Below are 15374 nucleotides of genomic sequence, written 5' to 3'. Positions count from 1 at the left end.
GCATGCAAGAAATGGCCTGCAATGGCTTCAGACAAGAATAGCGCCGCTGAACCTGCGGCCACCGCCCAACGCACAACCCGGACGAGGTCCTCGCCCGGGTTGCGCGTCGTGATGAAAGGATCAGACCTCGACAGCCAGGAGCATGCCGCTTTCCAGCAGCAGCGGCGCCAGGCACAGCGGCGTGTTCGACAGCGGCAGGATGCACTCCTTTAGCGTCACGCCGAGGCTTTCGGCGATAAATGCGCGCCGCGCCTCGATACGCGCCCAGACCTGCGGATAGAGCGCCGCCAGTTCCGCCCGGAGGTCGGCATCGGCAAGCGTCACCGCATCCTCGCAGTTCAGCGCCTTGCCCTGCGGCACCGGTGCCGGGATGATGTCCACCTGGAAAGGCATGCCTGAGGCCAGCGGCACGGTGCTGCCCGGCGCGACGGGCGAGTGCATCCATTCGTCATGCCCCACGAGGTGTCCGGGGTTCAGCACGGAGTCGAGGCCGGACTCACCCAGCACTTCGCGCACGCGGGCATCGATCGTGCCGCCTTCGACGCCGATGTCGACCGCCTCATACCAGGCCAGCAGACCCGCGAAGTAGCCCTTGGCCAACTCGACGAATTCGGCATCGTCGCGCGAGATCATCGCCGCGCGCGACGACAGGCCACCCCAGTAGCTGACCGCGCAGGACAGCCCCTCGCCCTCGTTGTAGACCCGGCCGCGCGGGCTTTTGAGGCCGACGATCGGCTCTCCCGCAGGCGCGGTCGCGAACATCACGTGGGCCGAAAGTTCCTCGGCCGCATAACCCATGCGCGCGGCGCCTGCGAATTCGCTCTCGCCGGGGGTCAGCCCCTGCACCATGCGCCAGACCGCGGTGGATGCGCGCGCCGCGCCCCATTCGCCCTGCGCGATCTGGTGCACGTCCACGACGGCCCGAAGACCGTCGGCGGGGTTCATCATGATCGGCGTGACGTCCGACAGCTCATCCGAGATCCGCCGCAGCACGTCGGCCACATAGGCGGAGACCTGGAAGGTGAGCCCGTCGAACTCGTCCGCCTCGAGATACTTCCAGCCGACGATACCGATGGACTCGCCCGCTGCCAGGCCGATGTCGCGCAGCACCGGCTCGAGCGCCGCAGCGGTACCGCGCGGCTGCGCCATCAGCGAGAAACTCTGGCAAAGCCGCGCCTGCAGACCCTCGAGCCGGGCCAGCGGCAGGTAGTCCATGGTCTCGTTGCCGACAACGGCCACGCGCGTTCCGTCCCGGCCGAGGACGAACAGCGCCTCCTCGAACCGCGGCTCGACCCCGGTGAGGAAGGCCATGTTCGCGAGGTGCTCGCGGTCGGCATAAACCACGACCCAGTCGGTCCCGGCCCGCTCAAGCAGCGCATCGCAGCGCGCCGAATAAACGTCCGCCGGGATCTGCGGCATCGCGTCCGGCACGCCGAAGTCCGGAATATTGATGGATTTGAGCGTGATGGCCATCAGACGAGGCTCCTTTCGGGGGTCTGGGCAAGGAAACGGTCTTCGGGCGCCCATTCCGCATCCGGATCCTTGGGAAACGAGGGCGCCGGCAGGTGCTGGTAGTCGAGGCGCGCCACATTGATGTCCGAGGCGCCGGGCGTCAGCAGCATGATGTAGCGTGCGCAGGCATCCTCGAGCTGGGGGTGCAGGTAGCCGAGCTTGACCACGAAGAGCTTGTGATCCTCATAGGTCATGCGCATCTGCCGGAAGTGATGCGGCGTCGTGACGCCCACGGCATCGGCGTGGAGGGTCGCGATGATCCCGTCGATGTTGACCCGCGCCCAGGCGGCACCGGAACGCTGGTAGGGCTGGAAGCCCGTGGGATCGAGCTTGTCGTCGAAATCCTCGACAATCGCGGTGACCTTGCGGGTGAGCCCGTCCTCGGGAAGATGCTCGGCCCCCAGCTCCAGCTCGATCTTGGCGCCCTTCCCGGCGGCCATGCAGGCGGCGACAGCGCGCGGCGCAAGGATGCCCGCAACGACGGCACTGTCGATCCCGGGATGGTCGAGCATCGCCTGAAGCACGAGTGTCGAACGTCCCGGCGCACCGGCGGTGGTGTTGTCGCCGGAGTCTGTCAGGATGAGCGGCGCCTCGGTGGCCTCGGCGGCCAGGTCGAGACCCGCTGCAAGCGTGGCGTGCTCCATGTTCAGACGGAAGTTCTTGCGCTCGGCCCAGACCTTCCGCGCGAGATCGGTGGCAACTTCTCGCGCCTGCTCGGCGGATTTCGAGGATTGGGCAATGCAGCTCATGCCGACCCAGGGACGGTCGTTCCAGGCGAAGCCGACCATCAGGTTCGCCTCGACCATGCCGTCGATCGCGTCGTAGTCCTCGAGGCTGGCGTAGAGCGATTTCGCCGGCTCCTCGGGGGTGATTGCAAACTCGCCCGGAAAGAGCGCCGGCAGATGCATACGCGAGATATGCTGGCGCGGCGCGCCCTTGAGGATGTCGATCAGCTGATCGGTGGCGCGATATCCGGTGGACTGGTCATCGCGGTGCGGCGCGGTGCGCAGCACCGACAGCGCGCTGATGTGATCGAGCATGCCCTGCGTGACGTGCCCATGCAGGTCGAGGCTCAGCGCGATCGGAACCTCGCGCCCCACGATGCGCGCCACGTGCTCGATGAAATCGCTGTCGGGATGCGCGTCAAGGTCATGCACCTCCATCGCGCCGTGGTTGCACAGGACGATGCCGTCGATCGGACCGGCCTCGGCGAGGTTCTTCATGATCAGGTCGCGGTATTCTTCGTAGACACGGCGGGTCAGCCCGCCGCCGGGCAGCGCGGTGGCCCAGCCCAGCGGAACGATTTCGATGCTCTCGTCCTCGGCACAGCGTTCCTCGACGCCGCGCACCATCCAGAGCTCCTTGCCCAGCATGACCTCGGGGGATTGCCACTCCATGTGGTCGGTGGACACGGGCGATCGCAGCAGGGCCTCGAAGGACATGCCGGTAACGGCGATGCGCATGGTTCTTTCCTTTCGTTGAAACGGCTCCCCGGTGGGAACCGGCTATCTGTCCGCCGGCGCAGGCGCGGGGGCGGAAATGGGAGGCTGCCGGGCCGCGTCACGCCCCGGCGGAGTTTACTTGGAGCTGCCGCCGAGCAGGCCGCGCACGAAGGCCTTCTGGAACAGCAGGAACGCGACGAGCACCGGCACGACGGAGATCACCGCCGAGGCCATCAGCGGGCCGTACTGCACCTGGATCGCGCCGACGAAGCCGTTCAGCTTGGCTGTAACGGGCATGGTTGCGTCGGAATTGGAGAGGGTCATCGCGAACAGCAGGTCATTCCAGACCGACCGGCTCTGCACGATCGCCAACGCCGCGATCCCCGAGAAGGAGGCGGGCATCAGAATCTTGAAGAAGTACCCGGCGGTGCCGCAGCCATCGACCTGTGCCGCCTCGTACATCGAGCGCGGAACGGTGGCGAAGAAGTTGCGCATGAAGAAGGTGCAGATCGGCACGCCATAGGCCACGTGGACCAGCCAGAGCCCCGGGATGGTGTTGTAGATGCCGAGCGCCCGGGCGATGTAGAAGGTCGGGATCTGCACGATCTGGAAGGGCACGAACATCCCCGTCAGCAGCACGAAATAGATCACCCGCCCGGCCCGACCGCGCATCATCGACAGCGGATAGGCCGCCATCGACCCGATGAACACCGACAGAGCGACCGCCGGAATGGTGATCATCAGGCTGTTCAGCACCGACCGCCCGACCTGCGAAAGGCCGATGCGGTAGTTCTCCAGCGTCGGGTTGTCCGGCAGCGAGAACACCCGGTAGATCTCGTCGGGCGCCTTGAAGGAAGTGTTCAGCGCCAGCAGGAGCGGTACGGCGAAGAGCGCGCAAACGAGAATGGCCAGCGCATAGCGCAGGGTGCGCGCCGGGGAGAGAGAGGTCGCAACGCTCATTCGGACTGCTCCTCGACGTGGCTGGTGATGTAGATGATGTAGGGAAGGATCAGCGCTGCCGCGAGCAGCAGCTGCACGATGCCGATGGCCGAAGCCTCGCCCATCTGGAAGGTGGTGAAGGCCACGTCGTAGAGCTGCGTCGCCAGCACTTCGGAGGCGCGGGCAGGACCGCCATTCGTCATCGACCAGATGAGATCGAAAATCCGCATTGCCTCGATGCCGAAGAGGCCCAGCACAAGCACCGTCGAGGGCCAGAGCTGCGGCAGCACCACGCGCCAGAAGATGACCCAGGACGACGCGCCGTCGATGCGCGCTGCCTCGATCGTCTCGACCGGTACCGAGCGCAGCCCCGAGAAAAACACGAGAAACGCAAAACCCGTCGCGCTCCAGAGTGCGGCGAACATCAGTGCGCCGTTGACGATGCCCGCATCGCCGAGCCAGTTCTGCGCAAGCCCGCCGAGACCCACACCTTCGAGAGCCGAGGTCAGCAGCCCGTCGGCGGGCATGTAAATCCAGCGCCAGACCGCGGCGACGGCCACGGGGGTGATGATGTAGGGCAGGAAGATCAGCGTCTTCATGATCCCCTCCCCCTTCAGCTTGCCGTCGACCAGCACCGCGAGCGCAAGGCCCAGCACCGTCGGGCAGATGAGGTAGAACACCAGCCATTGCAGGTTGTTGACCAGCGAGTGCCAGAACCGGGAACTGCCCATGAGATCCTGGTAGTTGTCCATGCCGACCCAGTCCCAGTGGGGCGAGAGGCCGTCCCAGCTGTGCAGCGACAGCCATCCGGTATAGCCGACCGCGTAGACATAGGCGGTCAAGAAGAAGATGAGCGGCAGCGCAAGGAAGATCGCAAAGGTCACGGTCTTCTCGCGTTTCAGGCTGCCACGTGAATTGGTCGTCATGCCTGCCTCGATGGTCTCGGGGTGTAGGGGACGGGGCGGCATGCGCGGCACGCCGCCCCGGATGTCAGAGCGCGTGGCTCACCACTTGATGAATTCGCCGGCGTCCTCCAGCTCGACCCGCATCGCGTCGAGCTTCTCGAGCATCTCCATCAGCGCTTCTTCGGACGGGTCCTGAGCGTAGGCGATGGTGTCGTTCTTGATTTCCTCGTCCAGCTTGGTCGGGAACAGGAACTTCGGGTTCGGGATCACCTTGTCGGCGGCGGTGGCCTCTTGGATCTGCTGGTAGGCCAGCTCGCCATAGGCGCTGTAGCCTTCGTCAGTGGATTCAGGGTTGGCCGCGACCGAGCCTTTCTTGACGTTGAAGGCAAGCTGACCCTCGGCGCCGGAGGCGGTCTTCAGGAAGGCGTCGGCCACTGCCGAGGTGGCTTCATCCAGTCCCGACGGCTTGGCCAGAACGTCCATCTGCACGACGACCGCTCCGTCGAGGCCCGGGGCCGAGAAGAAGTCGTATTGCTCGCCCGCGGTCCAGCCCGCGTCGGCGAGGTAGGCCGACAGCCAGTCGCCCATCTGGTACATCGCCACCTTGCCCTGTGCGAATTGGGCGGCGGTGTCCGCCCAGCTGTAGCCGCTCCAGTTTTCCATGTAGTTGTCGACGTAGGTGTCGGTCCATTCCTGGAACGCGGTCACGACACGCTCGTCGGTGAAGGGGATCTCGCCCGAGGTGAAGGCGAAGAGGTCATCCTGACCGAGTTCTTCGATCAGGAAGGGGAAGGCCGTGTAGAAGGTCCAGCTGCCGCCACCCGCGTTGCCCAGCACCTCGTAGCCCGCTGCGTCGATCTTCTCGGCGGCGGCGCGGAACTCTTCGGCGGTCTTCGGCGGCTCGATGCCCAGTTCGTCGAAGATCGCGGTGTTGTAGAACACGTTCGAGATGATGTGCAGGTTCAGCGGCACGGCGTACATGTCACCATCGAAGCTGACCACGCGCTTGATGCCCGAGGACATCTCGGCGACGCCCGGCACATCGGCGATGACGCTGTCGATGTTGGCGATGCGCTCGGCGTCGAGGAAGGATTTCAGGTCCATGCCGAAGCCCGATTGGTAGACCGCCGGCGGCGTGCCGCCGAGGAAGGACACCTGCATGGCGCGGCGCATTTCGGAGGAGTTGCCCGAGATGGTCCGGGTGCCGATCGGAGTGTCCGCGTTTTCGCTGTTGTTCACGTCGACCAGCGCCTCCAGGGCGGCGGCTTCGGCTCCGGTGCCCCAGTAGCTCCAGATCTGTGCGTCCTGCGCGGCGGCCTGCAGCGGCATCAGGCCCGCAGAGAGGGCGCCCGCGGTAAGAAGCTTGTCGATTTTCATGTGAGTCTCCTGTTGGTGTGATGCGCAATTTCTGAGACCCCCTCTCATAATGTTTCAAGAGATTCGACGATGACCCCCTTAAAAAAGCCAAAACTCTCCAAGAATCGCATGTGATTGACCGGAATTTAGGCAGGAGGCGGGGCTTACGCGCCGTTTTTTGAAGCACATACCGCAAATTTCGGGAAAAATATTGAAGGGGTCTCCGCAAATAGGTTTTGTAGCCGAGAAGGAGACGACACCACCATGCACCCGTCCTACGTGCGACAGCACCACGCCACAGAGATCTTCCACGCGTTGCGGCAAACCCCGCAGATGAGCAAGCGCGAGATCAGCGAGGCCGTGGGCTGCGACAAGACCACAGTTTCGGCAATCCTCAAGCGCTTCGAAGAACTCGGCCTGGTCCGGCGCGAGATGGCAGAATCGCGCGGCCGGGGGCGACCGTCGGAGGTCTTTGCCCTTTCGCAGAAGAATGGCCTGCTGATCGGGACCCACCTGGAGTTCGACCAGGCGGTGATCGTCGCCGCGGGAATCGACGGACAGCGCCTGGCGCGGGTCGATATGCCCCTGCCCCGCCGCCCCGAGGATTTCGCCACCGATCTGCGCAACGCGATCTTCTCGCTCTGCGCCTCGCTCGACCGCGACATCTCCGAGATCCGCTGCGTCGGCATCACCCTCCCGGGACTCGTCCAGACCGATGGCGCGTTGGCACATTCCTCCAGCCTCGACTGGTACGACGTCGACGCGAAGGGCCTGCTGCGCGAGATGATCGGCGCCCCGATCCACATCGACAATGACACCAATGCCGCGATGCTGGCCGAACACCTCTTCGGGGAATGCGCCCATCTCGAGGATTTCGTCTACCTCGATTCCGTGGTCGGCCTCGGCGGCGGCATCTTCATGGATGGTCACCCCTATCGCGGGCGCAAAGGCTTTGCAGGCGAGATCGGCCACCTCAAGGTGGTTCCGGACGGGCGCACCTGCGGCTGCGGCGCTTCGGGCTGCCTGTCGGCCTACCTCAGCCAGCGCGCGCTGATCCAGAAGATCCGCAAGTTCGAGCCCGTCGACAGCATCGGCGACGTCCTGTCTCTGGCCGCTTCTGGAAACCGCAACGTCCTCCGTATTCTCAACAATTCCGGCCGCTACTTGGGTCTCGCGCTCTCGGACATCACCAACGTCCTGAACCCCGCCGCGGTGGTTCTCGCGGGCCATCTCGCCCGGCTCTGGCCCTATCTCGAAGCCCAGACCCGGCAGGTTTTCGAAGAAAACGCCATGTCGGCCTCCTTTGCCGACACCGAGATCCTGATCTCGGATCTCTCGCTTGCGGAGATCCCCGCTGGCGGCGTCGCGCTGGCCCTCGAGGGCTTTTCCTCGCTTGACGGGCAGGACGCACCGCCCTGGTGATCCGCCCCTTCCTCCTCCCACGAAAAAGAAGATCACTCACATGGCCTCAGTAACCCTCTCGGACCTCAACAAGCACTACGACGGGTTCCACGCCGTCCGCGGCATCGACCTGGAAATCCCCGACGACACGTTCTGTGTTCTCGTCGGCCCGTCGGGCTGCGGCAAGTCCACCACGCTGCGGATGATTGCCGGACTGGAGGAGATCACCGGCGGTGACCTGACGTTCGGCGGCACGCGCGTCAACGACCTCTCGCCGGCGAAGCGCAACATCGCTATGGTGTTCCAGAACTACGCGCTCTACCCACACATGACCGTGCGCGCCAACATCGCTTTCGGCCTGCAGCAGCAGGGGCTGCCGAAGAGTGAAATCGCCGAGCGCGTCGCCGATGTCGCGCGGTTGCTCGAGATCGAGCCGCTGCTGGACCGCAAGCCGCGCGCCCTGTCGGGCGGTCAACGCCAACGCGTCGCCATGGGCCGCGCGATGGTGCGCAACCCGTCCGTCTTCCTCTTCGACGAGCCGCTCTCCAACCTCGACGCCAAGCTCCGCGTGCAGATGCGCACCGAGATCAAGGCGCTGCACCAGAAGCGCCCGGTCACCACGATCTATGTGACCCACGACCAGACCGAGGCGATGACCCTCGCCGATATCGTTGTGGTGATGAACAAGGGGCGCATCGAGCAGATGGGTACGCCGCAGGAACTCTACCTGCGCCCCCGCACCACCTTCGTCGCGCAGTTCATCGGCTCGCCGGCCATGAACATGTTCGACGTGACTGTCGCGGATGGCTGCGCGACCCTCCCGGGCGGGGCGCAACTCCCCCTCCCCGCCGAGTTCGCTGGTGCTTCCGGCGGAGCCACCCTGGGGGTCCGCCCGGAGGACATGCTGGTTAATCCCGAAGGCACCGCCGCCTTCACCACGCGCATCGACCTGGTCGAGCCGCTGGGCCAGGAGATCATCGTCTTCTTCGACATCGACGGCCGTCAATGCAGCGCCCGCATGCCCCCCAAGGCGCAAGTACACGTCGGCGACGAAATCGGGATCGGACTGAAAACAGACGGACTGCACCTCTTCGACCCCAAGACCGGAGAGAGCCTCCGCGCCTGATCCCGCTGATCATTTTCAAATGCCTGCCCTCACCATTTGTCGTGAGGGCAGGTTGCGCACGAGGAGGGATCAACGACCACGTGTCGGAGCCCATCCGGTTGCCGCTGGTGACGATGTAGAAGATCGCGCTGCTCGGGCCGATTTTCTGCAGCGGCGGCTGTGCGTTGAGCAGGTTCACCTCCGCGAACCCGGCAATCCCGCAACCTGTCCCCTGCCCTGCCAAAGCGTGCTGTGCTTACGGGCGCGGCACTCGATGCCAGGCCACATCAGCCGCAACCGAGCCGAAGTCATCGGCACGTGCCGTCTCGCTGTTGCTCCGCACGATGCGGGACGCCCTGGCCAATATGGGTCATGACCCGCCTTTGGTCGTTCACCAGGCGACTAAGTGCTCTCCCGCACCTGCAGCGCATAGGGCGTCATCAATGGCGCAGCATTGTTTTCATGGCCCTGAAGCAGGACGGAGACCGCCGATTTGCCGATCTCTTCGGAAAAGGGCGCGATGGTGGTCAGCGAGGGCGAAAGCTGGCGACCGATGTCGTAGTCCCCCCAGCCCGCCACGGCGATGTCGCCGGGCACCGACAGGCCGCGCCGCTGGCATTCGAAGACCGCGCCGGCGGCCACCACATCACTCGGGCAGAGCAAGGCGTCGAGCCTTGCGTCGCGGGCGAGGAACTCATCGAGGATCCGCGCGCCCGATCCGAAACCGTCGGCGGCGCGAATGGTCAGCACCAGCGAGTCGGGCAGCCCCGCGGCAAACATCTCGCGCCGGAAGGCGGGCAGCCGCATGGCGTAGCGCTGGCCGCCACCGCCCGACACTTGCACAAAGCCGATGCGGCGCCGTCCCTGCGCGATCAGATGCCGGGTGAGATCACGGCTGGCGGCGCCCACGTCATAGCTGACGCCGCGCCCGATGGCGCCCTCGCCGCCCCAGCTTTCGACCACCGGCGTGCCAGAGCGGGCCAAGAGCTGACGCAGCTCCGGCGCATGTGGGGCCGCCACCAGCGCGATCCCCGCCACGCGCAGACCCAGCAGGGTCTGCACCGCCGAGAGTTCCTCTTCCTCGGTTTCGGCGATCATGGTGATCAGCTTCAGCCCGTGGTCTTCCGCCGCCCGCCGCAGGCCGCTGGTATACATGTAGAACGAGGAGTTGCGCATCGAGGGCAGCACAGCGCCGATCACCCGGCTGCTGCCCGCAGCCAGCAGACCGGCGGACATATTGGGCACATAGCCAAGTTCTGCCGCGACTTTCATCACCGCAACGCGGGTCTTCTCACGCACGCGGTCGGGGTAGCGAAAGCAGTTCGAGACGGTCATCGGCGACACTCCAGCGGCATCGGCAATGTCCTGCATCGTCAGCTTTTTATGGGCGAGCGGTGGCCTGTCCGACATGGTGCCTCTCTGGTTTGCTGAAAAACTGCTCTGCTTTCGCCGGATTGGCAAGCCGCAGGCGATTGTCACGAATTAGCCCTTTACAAAATTTTGTAGCGCTACAATCGTACCCTCAAATCCGACTGGAGTCCGCATGAACGACGCCCCCTCCGCCCTCACGCTCTCTGCGATCCGCAAGAAATTCGGCTCGTTGATGGCCGTGGACAATCTCGACCTCGCCGTGCAGCCCGGCGCGCTGGTCTCGCTGCTCGGCCCGTCGGGCTGCGGCAAGACGACCACGTTGCGCATGGTGGCGGGCTTCGAAAGCCCCGACAGCGGGCAGATCACCATCGGCGGCGAGGACGTCACCCGGCAGGCGCCGAACAAGCGCGGGCTTGGCATGGTGTTCCAGAGCTATTCGCTGTTTCCGCATCGCACCGTGGCCGAGAATGTCGCCTTCGGCCTGCGCATGGCGGGCGCGTCGAAACAGACACAGGCGGACGAGGTTCGGCGCATGCTGGACATGGTTCACCTGACAGGCCGCGAGGAGATGTATCCCTCCCAACTCTCCGGCGGCCAGCAGCAACGCGTGGCGTTGGCCCGTGCCCTCGTGGTCAACCCACGCGTGCTGCTTCTGGATGAACCGCTGGGCGCGCTCGACAAGGCGCTGCGCGAGTCGATGCAGTTCGAGATCCGCGAGATGCAGCAGCGGCTCGAGATCACCGCGCTTCTGGTGACGCACGATCAGGAAGAGGCGATGTCGATGTCCGACCAGATCGCCGTGATGCACGGCGGGCGCATCCTGCAGCTGGGCGCGCCGAACGATATCTACGACCGCCCCGAGACCGCCTTTGTCGCCACCTTCCTCGGCACGTCGAACCTGTTCGAGGGTCAGGTGCAGGGCGACCGGCTGCAGACGCGCGCAGGCGCCCTGCCGCTTCCGGCGCGACCGGCTGGCGACAGCGCCACGCTGTCGGTGCGGCCCGAGCGCGTTGTGCTCGGCGAGGCCGCAAGCGGACTGCCGCAGCAACTGCGCGGGCGCATCACCGCCGCCAGCTTTCGCGGGGCCTATGCCGCCTATCACGTCACGCTCGAAGGCTCGGGGGTCGAGGTCACGGCCTACCGGCAGGCCGACACGGCCCTTGGGCAGACCAGTCTCGCCGTCGGCACCGAAGTGCCCGTGGGCTGGCCGGTCGAACACGGCGTCCTCGTCACCGGCAACGCGCCGAAGGAGTAAGACATGAAAGACCTTGCAATCGGGGCAACCGGGACGACCGGGCGGCTGCGCATCGGCATCGACGTCGGCGGCACCTTCACCGATTTCGTCATGGCCGACGCCGAGACCGGGCGCGTCGCGCTCTACAAGGAGCCCTCGACCCCCGATGATCCCTCGCGCGCGCTGATCGAAGGGCTGGACAAGTTCCTCGCCCGTGAAGGCATGGCCGCCTCGGATGTGGGCGGGCTGATGCATGGCACCACCATCGGGCTCAACGCGATCATCATGCGCCGCGGCGCCAAGATCGGCCTGATCGTCACCAAGGGCTACCGCGACATTCTCGAGATCGCCCGCTGCCGGATGCCATCGTCCTTCGACCTGCACGCGCAAAAAGAGGTGCCGTTGGTGCCCCGCGCCCGCGTGGTGGAGATCGACGCCCGCTTCGATCGCGACGGCAAGCTGACCCGCGCGCCCTCGGAGGCCGAGCTTGACCGCGTGGCGCGCGAGGTTTCGGCGCTGGGGCTCGATGCCGCCGCGCTGATGCTGATCAACGGCTATGCCGATCCCGAGACCGAGGCGGGCATCGCCAAGGCGCTCTCGGACCGTATCGAGGCGCTGTCGATCTCTTCGGCGGCGGCGATCTGGCCCGAGATCCGCGAATACGAGCGCACGCTGGTGGCCTGCCTCAACGCCTATATCCAGCCGCTGATGGATGCCTATTTCGCCCGCCTGACCGAAGGGCTCGCGCGGATCGGCGTCACCGCACCCTTGCTGGTCACCGCCTCCAACGGCGGATCGCTGTCGGTTGGCTCGGCGGTGGCGCGCCCGGTGGAGACGATCCTGTCGGGCCCCGCCTCGGGCGTCATGGCCGCCGTGCGGCAGGCCGGCCAGTCGGGCATGGACAATATCATCACCTTCGACATGGGCGGCACCTCGTCGGATATGGCCGTGGCCACCGAGGGCACCGCGGGCATCGCCACGCGCACCGACATCGGCGGGCTGCCGCTGGTGCTGCCGGTGGTCGACGTCAACGCCATCGGCGCGGGCGGCGGCTCGATCATCTGGGCCGATGCCCAGGGCGTCCTGAAGGTCGGCCCGCAGAGCGCCGGGGCCCACCCCGGCCCTGTCTCCTATGGCCGCGGCGGCACCGAACCCGCGGTCACCGATTGCTTCATCGCCAGCGGCTTCATCGACCCGGCCAATTTCGGCGGTGGCTCCATGCCGCTCGACGGGGATGCCGCCCGGGCCGCGCTCGAGGCGGTGGCAGAGCGCATCGGCATGAGCGGCGAGGACCGCGCGGCGCGGCTGGCCGAGGGCGCGCTGGCCGTGGCCTCGGCGGGCATGGCCGGATCTCTCTTCCGCACCATGGCCGAGCGCGGGCTTGACCCGCGCGACTTCGTGCTGCTGCCCTTCGGCGGCGCCGGTCCGACCCATGCCAACCTGCTGGCCGAAGAGATCGGCATCGCCCGCATCCTCGTTCCGCAGGCCGCAGGCGCCTATTGCGCCATGGGCGCTGCCGGGGCCGATCTGCGCCGCGACTTCGTCCGCTCGCTGCGCGCCGGGCTGACCGAAGCGTCCGCCGCCGATGCCGAGGCCACCTTTGCCGCGCTGCAGGCCGAGGGCGAGGCCTGGCTCGATGACGAACTGCCCGAGATCGCCGAGCGCCGCGCCGAACGTTCCGCCGACATGCGCTACGCCGGTCAGGCGTATGAGCTGCGCGTGGACCTGCGTCCGGGCGACGATGCAGCGGCCTATGCCGAGGCCTTCCACCGCGAGCACGAGCGCATCTACGGCTTCCGCGACGCGGGCGCGCCGGTCGAGATCGGCACCATCCGTCTGGCGATGATCGGCGCGGGCCAGCCGCTCGCCCCCTCCACCGCCACCGGGACGGGCGCGCCAGTCCGCACCCGACGCCCGCTCTACTACAAAGGCGCATGGGTCGAGGCTTCGGTCTACGACCGCGCGGGCCTTGGCGAGGGCGCGAAGATCACCGGCCCCGCCGTGGTCGAGCAGCCCGAGACCACCACCGTCATCCTGCCCGGCTGGGCCGCCCGCGTCGACGAGCAGGGCAATCTGATCATCGAAAGGACCCCGGCATGAGCAGCCTCGATCCCGTTCTGCTGGAAATCCTCGGCAATAAGTTCGCCTCCGTCACCGAAGAGATGTGCCTGACGCTGCAGCGCACCGGGCGCACGCTCTACGTGAAAGAGACCGCCGATTTCGCCTGCGCGCTCGCGGGTCTCGATGGCCGCTTCTTCGCCTACCCGCGCTCGATCGGCGTGTCGGGCTTCGTCGGGCTGGAATGCCTGCCCGCTATCGAGGCAGTGATCGCCACGCAGGGCGCGCTCGAGCCGGGCGATGTGATCCTCACCAATGATCCCTACCGCTCCACCGGGCTTGCGACCCACCTGCCCGACCTGCATATGATCGAGCCCTATTTCCACGACGGCGAGATCGTCGCCTATGGCTGGTGCTTCGTGCATTGCTCGGACGTGGGCGGGCGCGTCGCCTCGTCGATCTCGCCGGTGAACACCGAGATCTTTCAGGAAGGGCTTCGCATCCCGCCGGTGAAGCTGATGCGCCGGGGCGAGATGTCGCCTGAGGTGAAGCTCTTCCTCGACGCCAACTCGCGCACCCCCGAGGCCAATATGGGCGACATCCGCGCCATGCTCGCCTCGCTGGCCACCGGCCGCCGCCGCGTTGCGCAGATGCTCGGCCAACACGGGGCGTTCGAGCTGACCGCCGCGCAGGAAGCGCTGATGAGCTACGCCGCTGGCAAGGCCGAGGCGGTGTTGCGGCAGATGCCCGAAGGGCGCTACAGCTTTGCCGACTACCTTGACGACGATGCGGCCAGCCGTCTGCCGGTGCGGGTGGCGGTCACCATCGAGATCAAGGACGGCAAGGTGCACCTGGATTTCACCGGCACCGACCCGCAGGTCGCGACGGCGATGAACATCCCTTCCTGCGGTCGCCCCCACGCCTGGCTGACGCTGCGCATGCTGGCGCTGGTGCAGACGCTGGACCGCTCGGCACCGCTCAACGCGGGCCTGCTGCGGCCGCTGTCGATCACCACGCCGCTCGGCTCGCTGGTCAACCCTGAAGAGCCCGCCGCCACCGGCGTGCGCCATGCCGCGGCGATCCGGGTCAACGATATCCTCAACGGCGCCTTCGGCATTGCGCTGCCCGACGTGCTGCCCGCCGCCGCCTCCGGCACGGTGATCCCCATCGTGATGAGCGAGCCCAAACCCACCGGCGGGCGCATGGTGCAGGTGATCGAGCCGCTCATCGGCGGCACCGGCGCGCGCCGCGGGCATGACGGCGTGGACGGGCGCGACAGCGGTATCTCCAACCTCGCCAACAACCCGGTCGAGACGGTCGAGGCCGAGCTCGGCGTCGAGGTGCTGCACTATGCGCTGCGCAGCGACAGCGGCGGCGCCGGACAATGGCGTGGCGGCTGCGGCATGGAACTCTCGTTTCGTGTGCTGACCGACGGCAGCCACGTGCTGGGCCGCGGCATGGAGCGGCTGCTGTTCCGGCCTTGGGGACAAGCGGGCGGCCAGCCCGGCCAGCCCGGCTCGCTGGTGATCAACGAGGGCCACCCGCGCGAGCGTCGGCTGGGCAAGATCGACGTTCTGGAGGTGCAGGCCGGCGACATCGTCACCTTCCGCACGCCCGGCGCTGGCGGCTGGGGCGATCCCATGCAGCGCGCGCCCGAGGCCGTGCTCGCCGACGTCGAAGCCGGTTTCGTCACCGCAGAGCGGGCGCGGCGCGACTATGGCGTTGCGCTGACCGGGGGGCGGATCGACACCGAAGCCACCGCCGCGCTGCGCAGCGCGGCAGGCACGAACGCGGGCACCGTCTTCGGACCCGAGCGCGACACATGGGATGGCGTCTTTGCCCCCGCGCTGATGGACCGGCTCAACGCCGCGCTGCTAGCCCTGCCGCTGTCGCGCCGCCAGAGCCGCCGCCGCGAGATCTTTGAAACCGTGCTGGCCGACCTGCCGACAAATTTCCCGCGCAGCCCGGTCAGCGACACTCAGCGCGAGGCCGCCGCGCGGCGCCTCGAGACCTGTTTGAACACCATCTGAACCAGAACCGGAAACCGGCCC

At 66.7% G+C, this 15374-nt stretch carries 11 protein-coding genes; 5 read left to right on the top strand and 6 right to left on the bottom strand.

Annotated elements, in window-relative coordinates:
- Nucleotides 1-120: 120 nt before the first annotated feature.
- From LC039_RS21705 to LC039_RS21685, 5 genes are all read right to left on the bottom strand, one after another.
- Complete coding sequence (locus LC039_RS21705) at nt 121-1473, bottom strand: hypothetical protein (protein ID WP_226628223.1); 1353 nt, start codon at nt 1471-1473, stop codon at nt 121-123.
- Nucleotides 1473-2975, bottom strand: a complete 1503-nt coding sequence (locus LC039_RS21700; RefSeq protein ID WP_226628222.1) for a M81 family metallopeptidase — start codon at nt 2973-2975, stop codon at nt 1473-1475. Before LC039_RS21700 ends, LC039_RS21705 begins: the two co-directional genes overlap by 1 nt.
- A gap of 114 nt (nt 2976-3089) precedes the next feature.
- Entirely contained in the window at nt 3090-3914 is an 825-nt protein-coding gene (locus LC039_RS21695; RefSeq protein WP_226628221.1) for a carbohydrate ABC transporter permease, read from the bottom strand.
- The gene (locus LC039_RS21690; RefSeq protein ID WP_226628220.1) at nt 3911-4861 is read right to left on the bottom strand and encodes a carbohydrate ABC transporter permease; all 951 of its coding nucleotides are present in this window, start codon (nt 4859-4861) and stop codon (nt 3911-3913) included. Before LC039_RS21690 ends, LC039_RS21695 begins: the two co-directional genes overlap by 4 nt.
- A gap of 36 nt (nt 4862-4897) precedes the next feature.
- The gene (locus LC039_RS21685; protein WP_226628219.1) at nt 4898-6175 is read right to left on the bottom strand and encodes an ABC transporter substrate-binding protein; all 1278 of its coding nucleotides are present in this window, start codon (nt 6173-6175) and stop codon (nt 4898-4900) included.
- 243 nt (nt 6176-6418) lie between these two features.
- Here LC039_RS21685 and LC039_RS21680 point away from each other — a divergent pair, with 243 nt between their 5' ends.
- The gene (locus LC039_RS21680) at nt 6419-7576 is read left to right on the top strand and encodes an ROK family transcriptional regulator (RefSeq protein ID WP_226628218.1); all 1158 of its coding nucleotides are present in this window, start codon (nt 6419-6421) and stop codon (nt 7574-7576) included.
- Between the two features lie 40 nt (nt 7577-7616).
- Complete coding sequence (locus LC039_RS21675; protein WP_226628217.1) at nt 7617-8681, top strand: ABC transporter ATP-binding protein; 1065 nt, start codon at nt 7617-7619, stop codon at nt 8679-8681.
- 381 nt (nt 8682-9062) lie between these two features.
- Here LC039_RS21675 and LC039_RS21670 read toward each other — a convergent pair whose 3' ends face one another.
- The gene (locus tag LC039_RS21670; protein WP_226628215.1) at nt 9063-10070 is read right to left on the bottom strand and encodes a LacI family DNA-binding transcriptional regulator; all 1008 of its coding nucleotides are present in this window, start codon (nt 10068-10070) and stop codon (nt 9063-9065) included.
- A 133-nt stretch (nt 10071-10203) separates the two neighbouring features.
- Between LC039_RS21670 and LC039_RS21665 the strand changes: the two genes are divergently transcribed.
- Genes LC039_RS21665 through LC039_RS21655 form a run of 3 tightly spaced genes read left to right on the top strand, consistent with a single transcriptional unit; the run spans nt 10204 to nt 15353 of the window.
- Nucleotides 10204-11286: an ABC transporter ATP-binding protein gene (locus LC039_RS21665; protein WP_226628214.1), complete on the top strand. Its 1083-nt coding sequence runs from the start codon at nt 10204-10206 to the stop codon at nt 11284-11286.
- Nucleotides 11287-11289: 3 nt separating this feature from the next.
- Nucleotides 11290-13365, top strand: coding sequence for a hydantoinase/oxoprolinase family protein (locus LC039_RS21660; RefSeq protein ID WP_226628213.1), 2076 nt, complete (start codon nt 11290-11292; stop codon nt 13363-13365).
- On the top strand, nt 13362-15353 hold the full coding sequence (locus LC039_RS21655; protein WP_226628212.1) for a hydantoinase B/oxoprolinase family protein: 1992 nt from the start codon (nt 13362-13364) through the stop codon (nt 15351-15353). The genes LC039_RS21660 and LC039_RS21655 overlap by 4 nt, the downstream gene beginning before the upstream one ends.
- Nucleotides 15354-15374: the final 21 nt, after the last annotated feature.

Origin of the sequence: Alloyangia pacifica, assembly GCF_020524285.1 — a bacterium.
GTDB classification, from domain to species: Bacteria; Pseudomonadota; Alphaproteobacteria; order Rhodobacterales; family Rhodobacteraceae; genus Salipiger; species Salipiger pacificus_B.
The sequence above is the reverse complement of the archived record's forward strand: the minus strand, read 5'-3'. Positions and strand labels throughout refer to the sequence as shown.

Excerpts from the sequence above, each read along its gene's own strand:
- LC039_RS21700 (WP_226628222.1), bottom strand. The coding sequence starts at position 2,975 with ATGCGCATCGCCGTTACCGGCATGTCCTTCGAGGCCCTGCTGCGATCG.
- LC039_RS21695 (WP_226628221.1), bottom strand. The coding sequence starts at position 3,914 with ATGAGCGTTGCGACCTCTCTCTCCCCGGCGCGCACCCTGCGCTATGCG.
- LC039_RS21675 (WP_226628217.1), top strand. The coding sequence starts at position 7,617 with ATGGCCTCAGTAACCCTCTCGGACCTCAACAAGCACTACGACGGGTTC.
- LC039_RS21655 (WP_226628212.1), top strand. The coding sequence starts at position 13,362 with ATGAGCAGCCTCGATCCCGTTCTGCTGGAAATCCTCGGCAATAAGTTC.
- LC039_RS21685 (WP_226628219.1), bottom strand. The coding sequence starts at position 6,175 with ATGAAAATCGACAAGCTTCTTACCGCGGGCGCCCTCTCTGCGGGCCTG.
- LC039_RS21680 (WP_226628218.1), top strand. The coding sequence starts at position 6,419 with ATGCACCCGTCCTACGTGCGACAGCACCACGCCACAGAGATCTTCCAC.
- LC039_RS21660 (WP_226628213.1), top strand. The coding sequence starts at position 11,290 with ATGAAAGACCTTGCAATCGGGGCAACCGGGACGACCGGGCGGCTGCGC.
- LC039_RS21690 (WP_226628220.1), bottom strand. The coding sequence starts at position 4,861 with ATGCCGCCCCGTCCCCTACACCCCGAGACCATCGAGGCAGGCATGACG.
- LC039_RS21665 (WP_226628214.1), top strand. The coding sequence starts at position 10,204 with ATGAACGACGCCCCCTCCGCCCTCACGCTCTCTGCGATCCGCAAGAAA.
- LC039_RS21670 (WP_226628215.1), bottom strand. The coding sequence starts at position 10,070 with ATGTCGGACAGGCCACCGCTCGCCCATAAAAAGCTGACGATGCAGGAC.
- LC039_RS21705 (WP_226628223.1), bottom strand. The coding sequence starts at position 1,473 with ATGGCCATCACGCTCAAATCCATCAATATTCCGGACTTCGGCGTGCCG.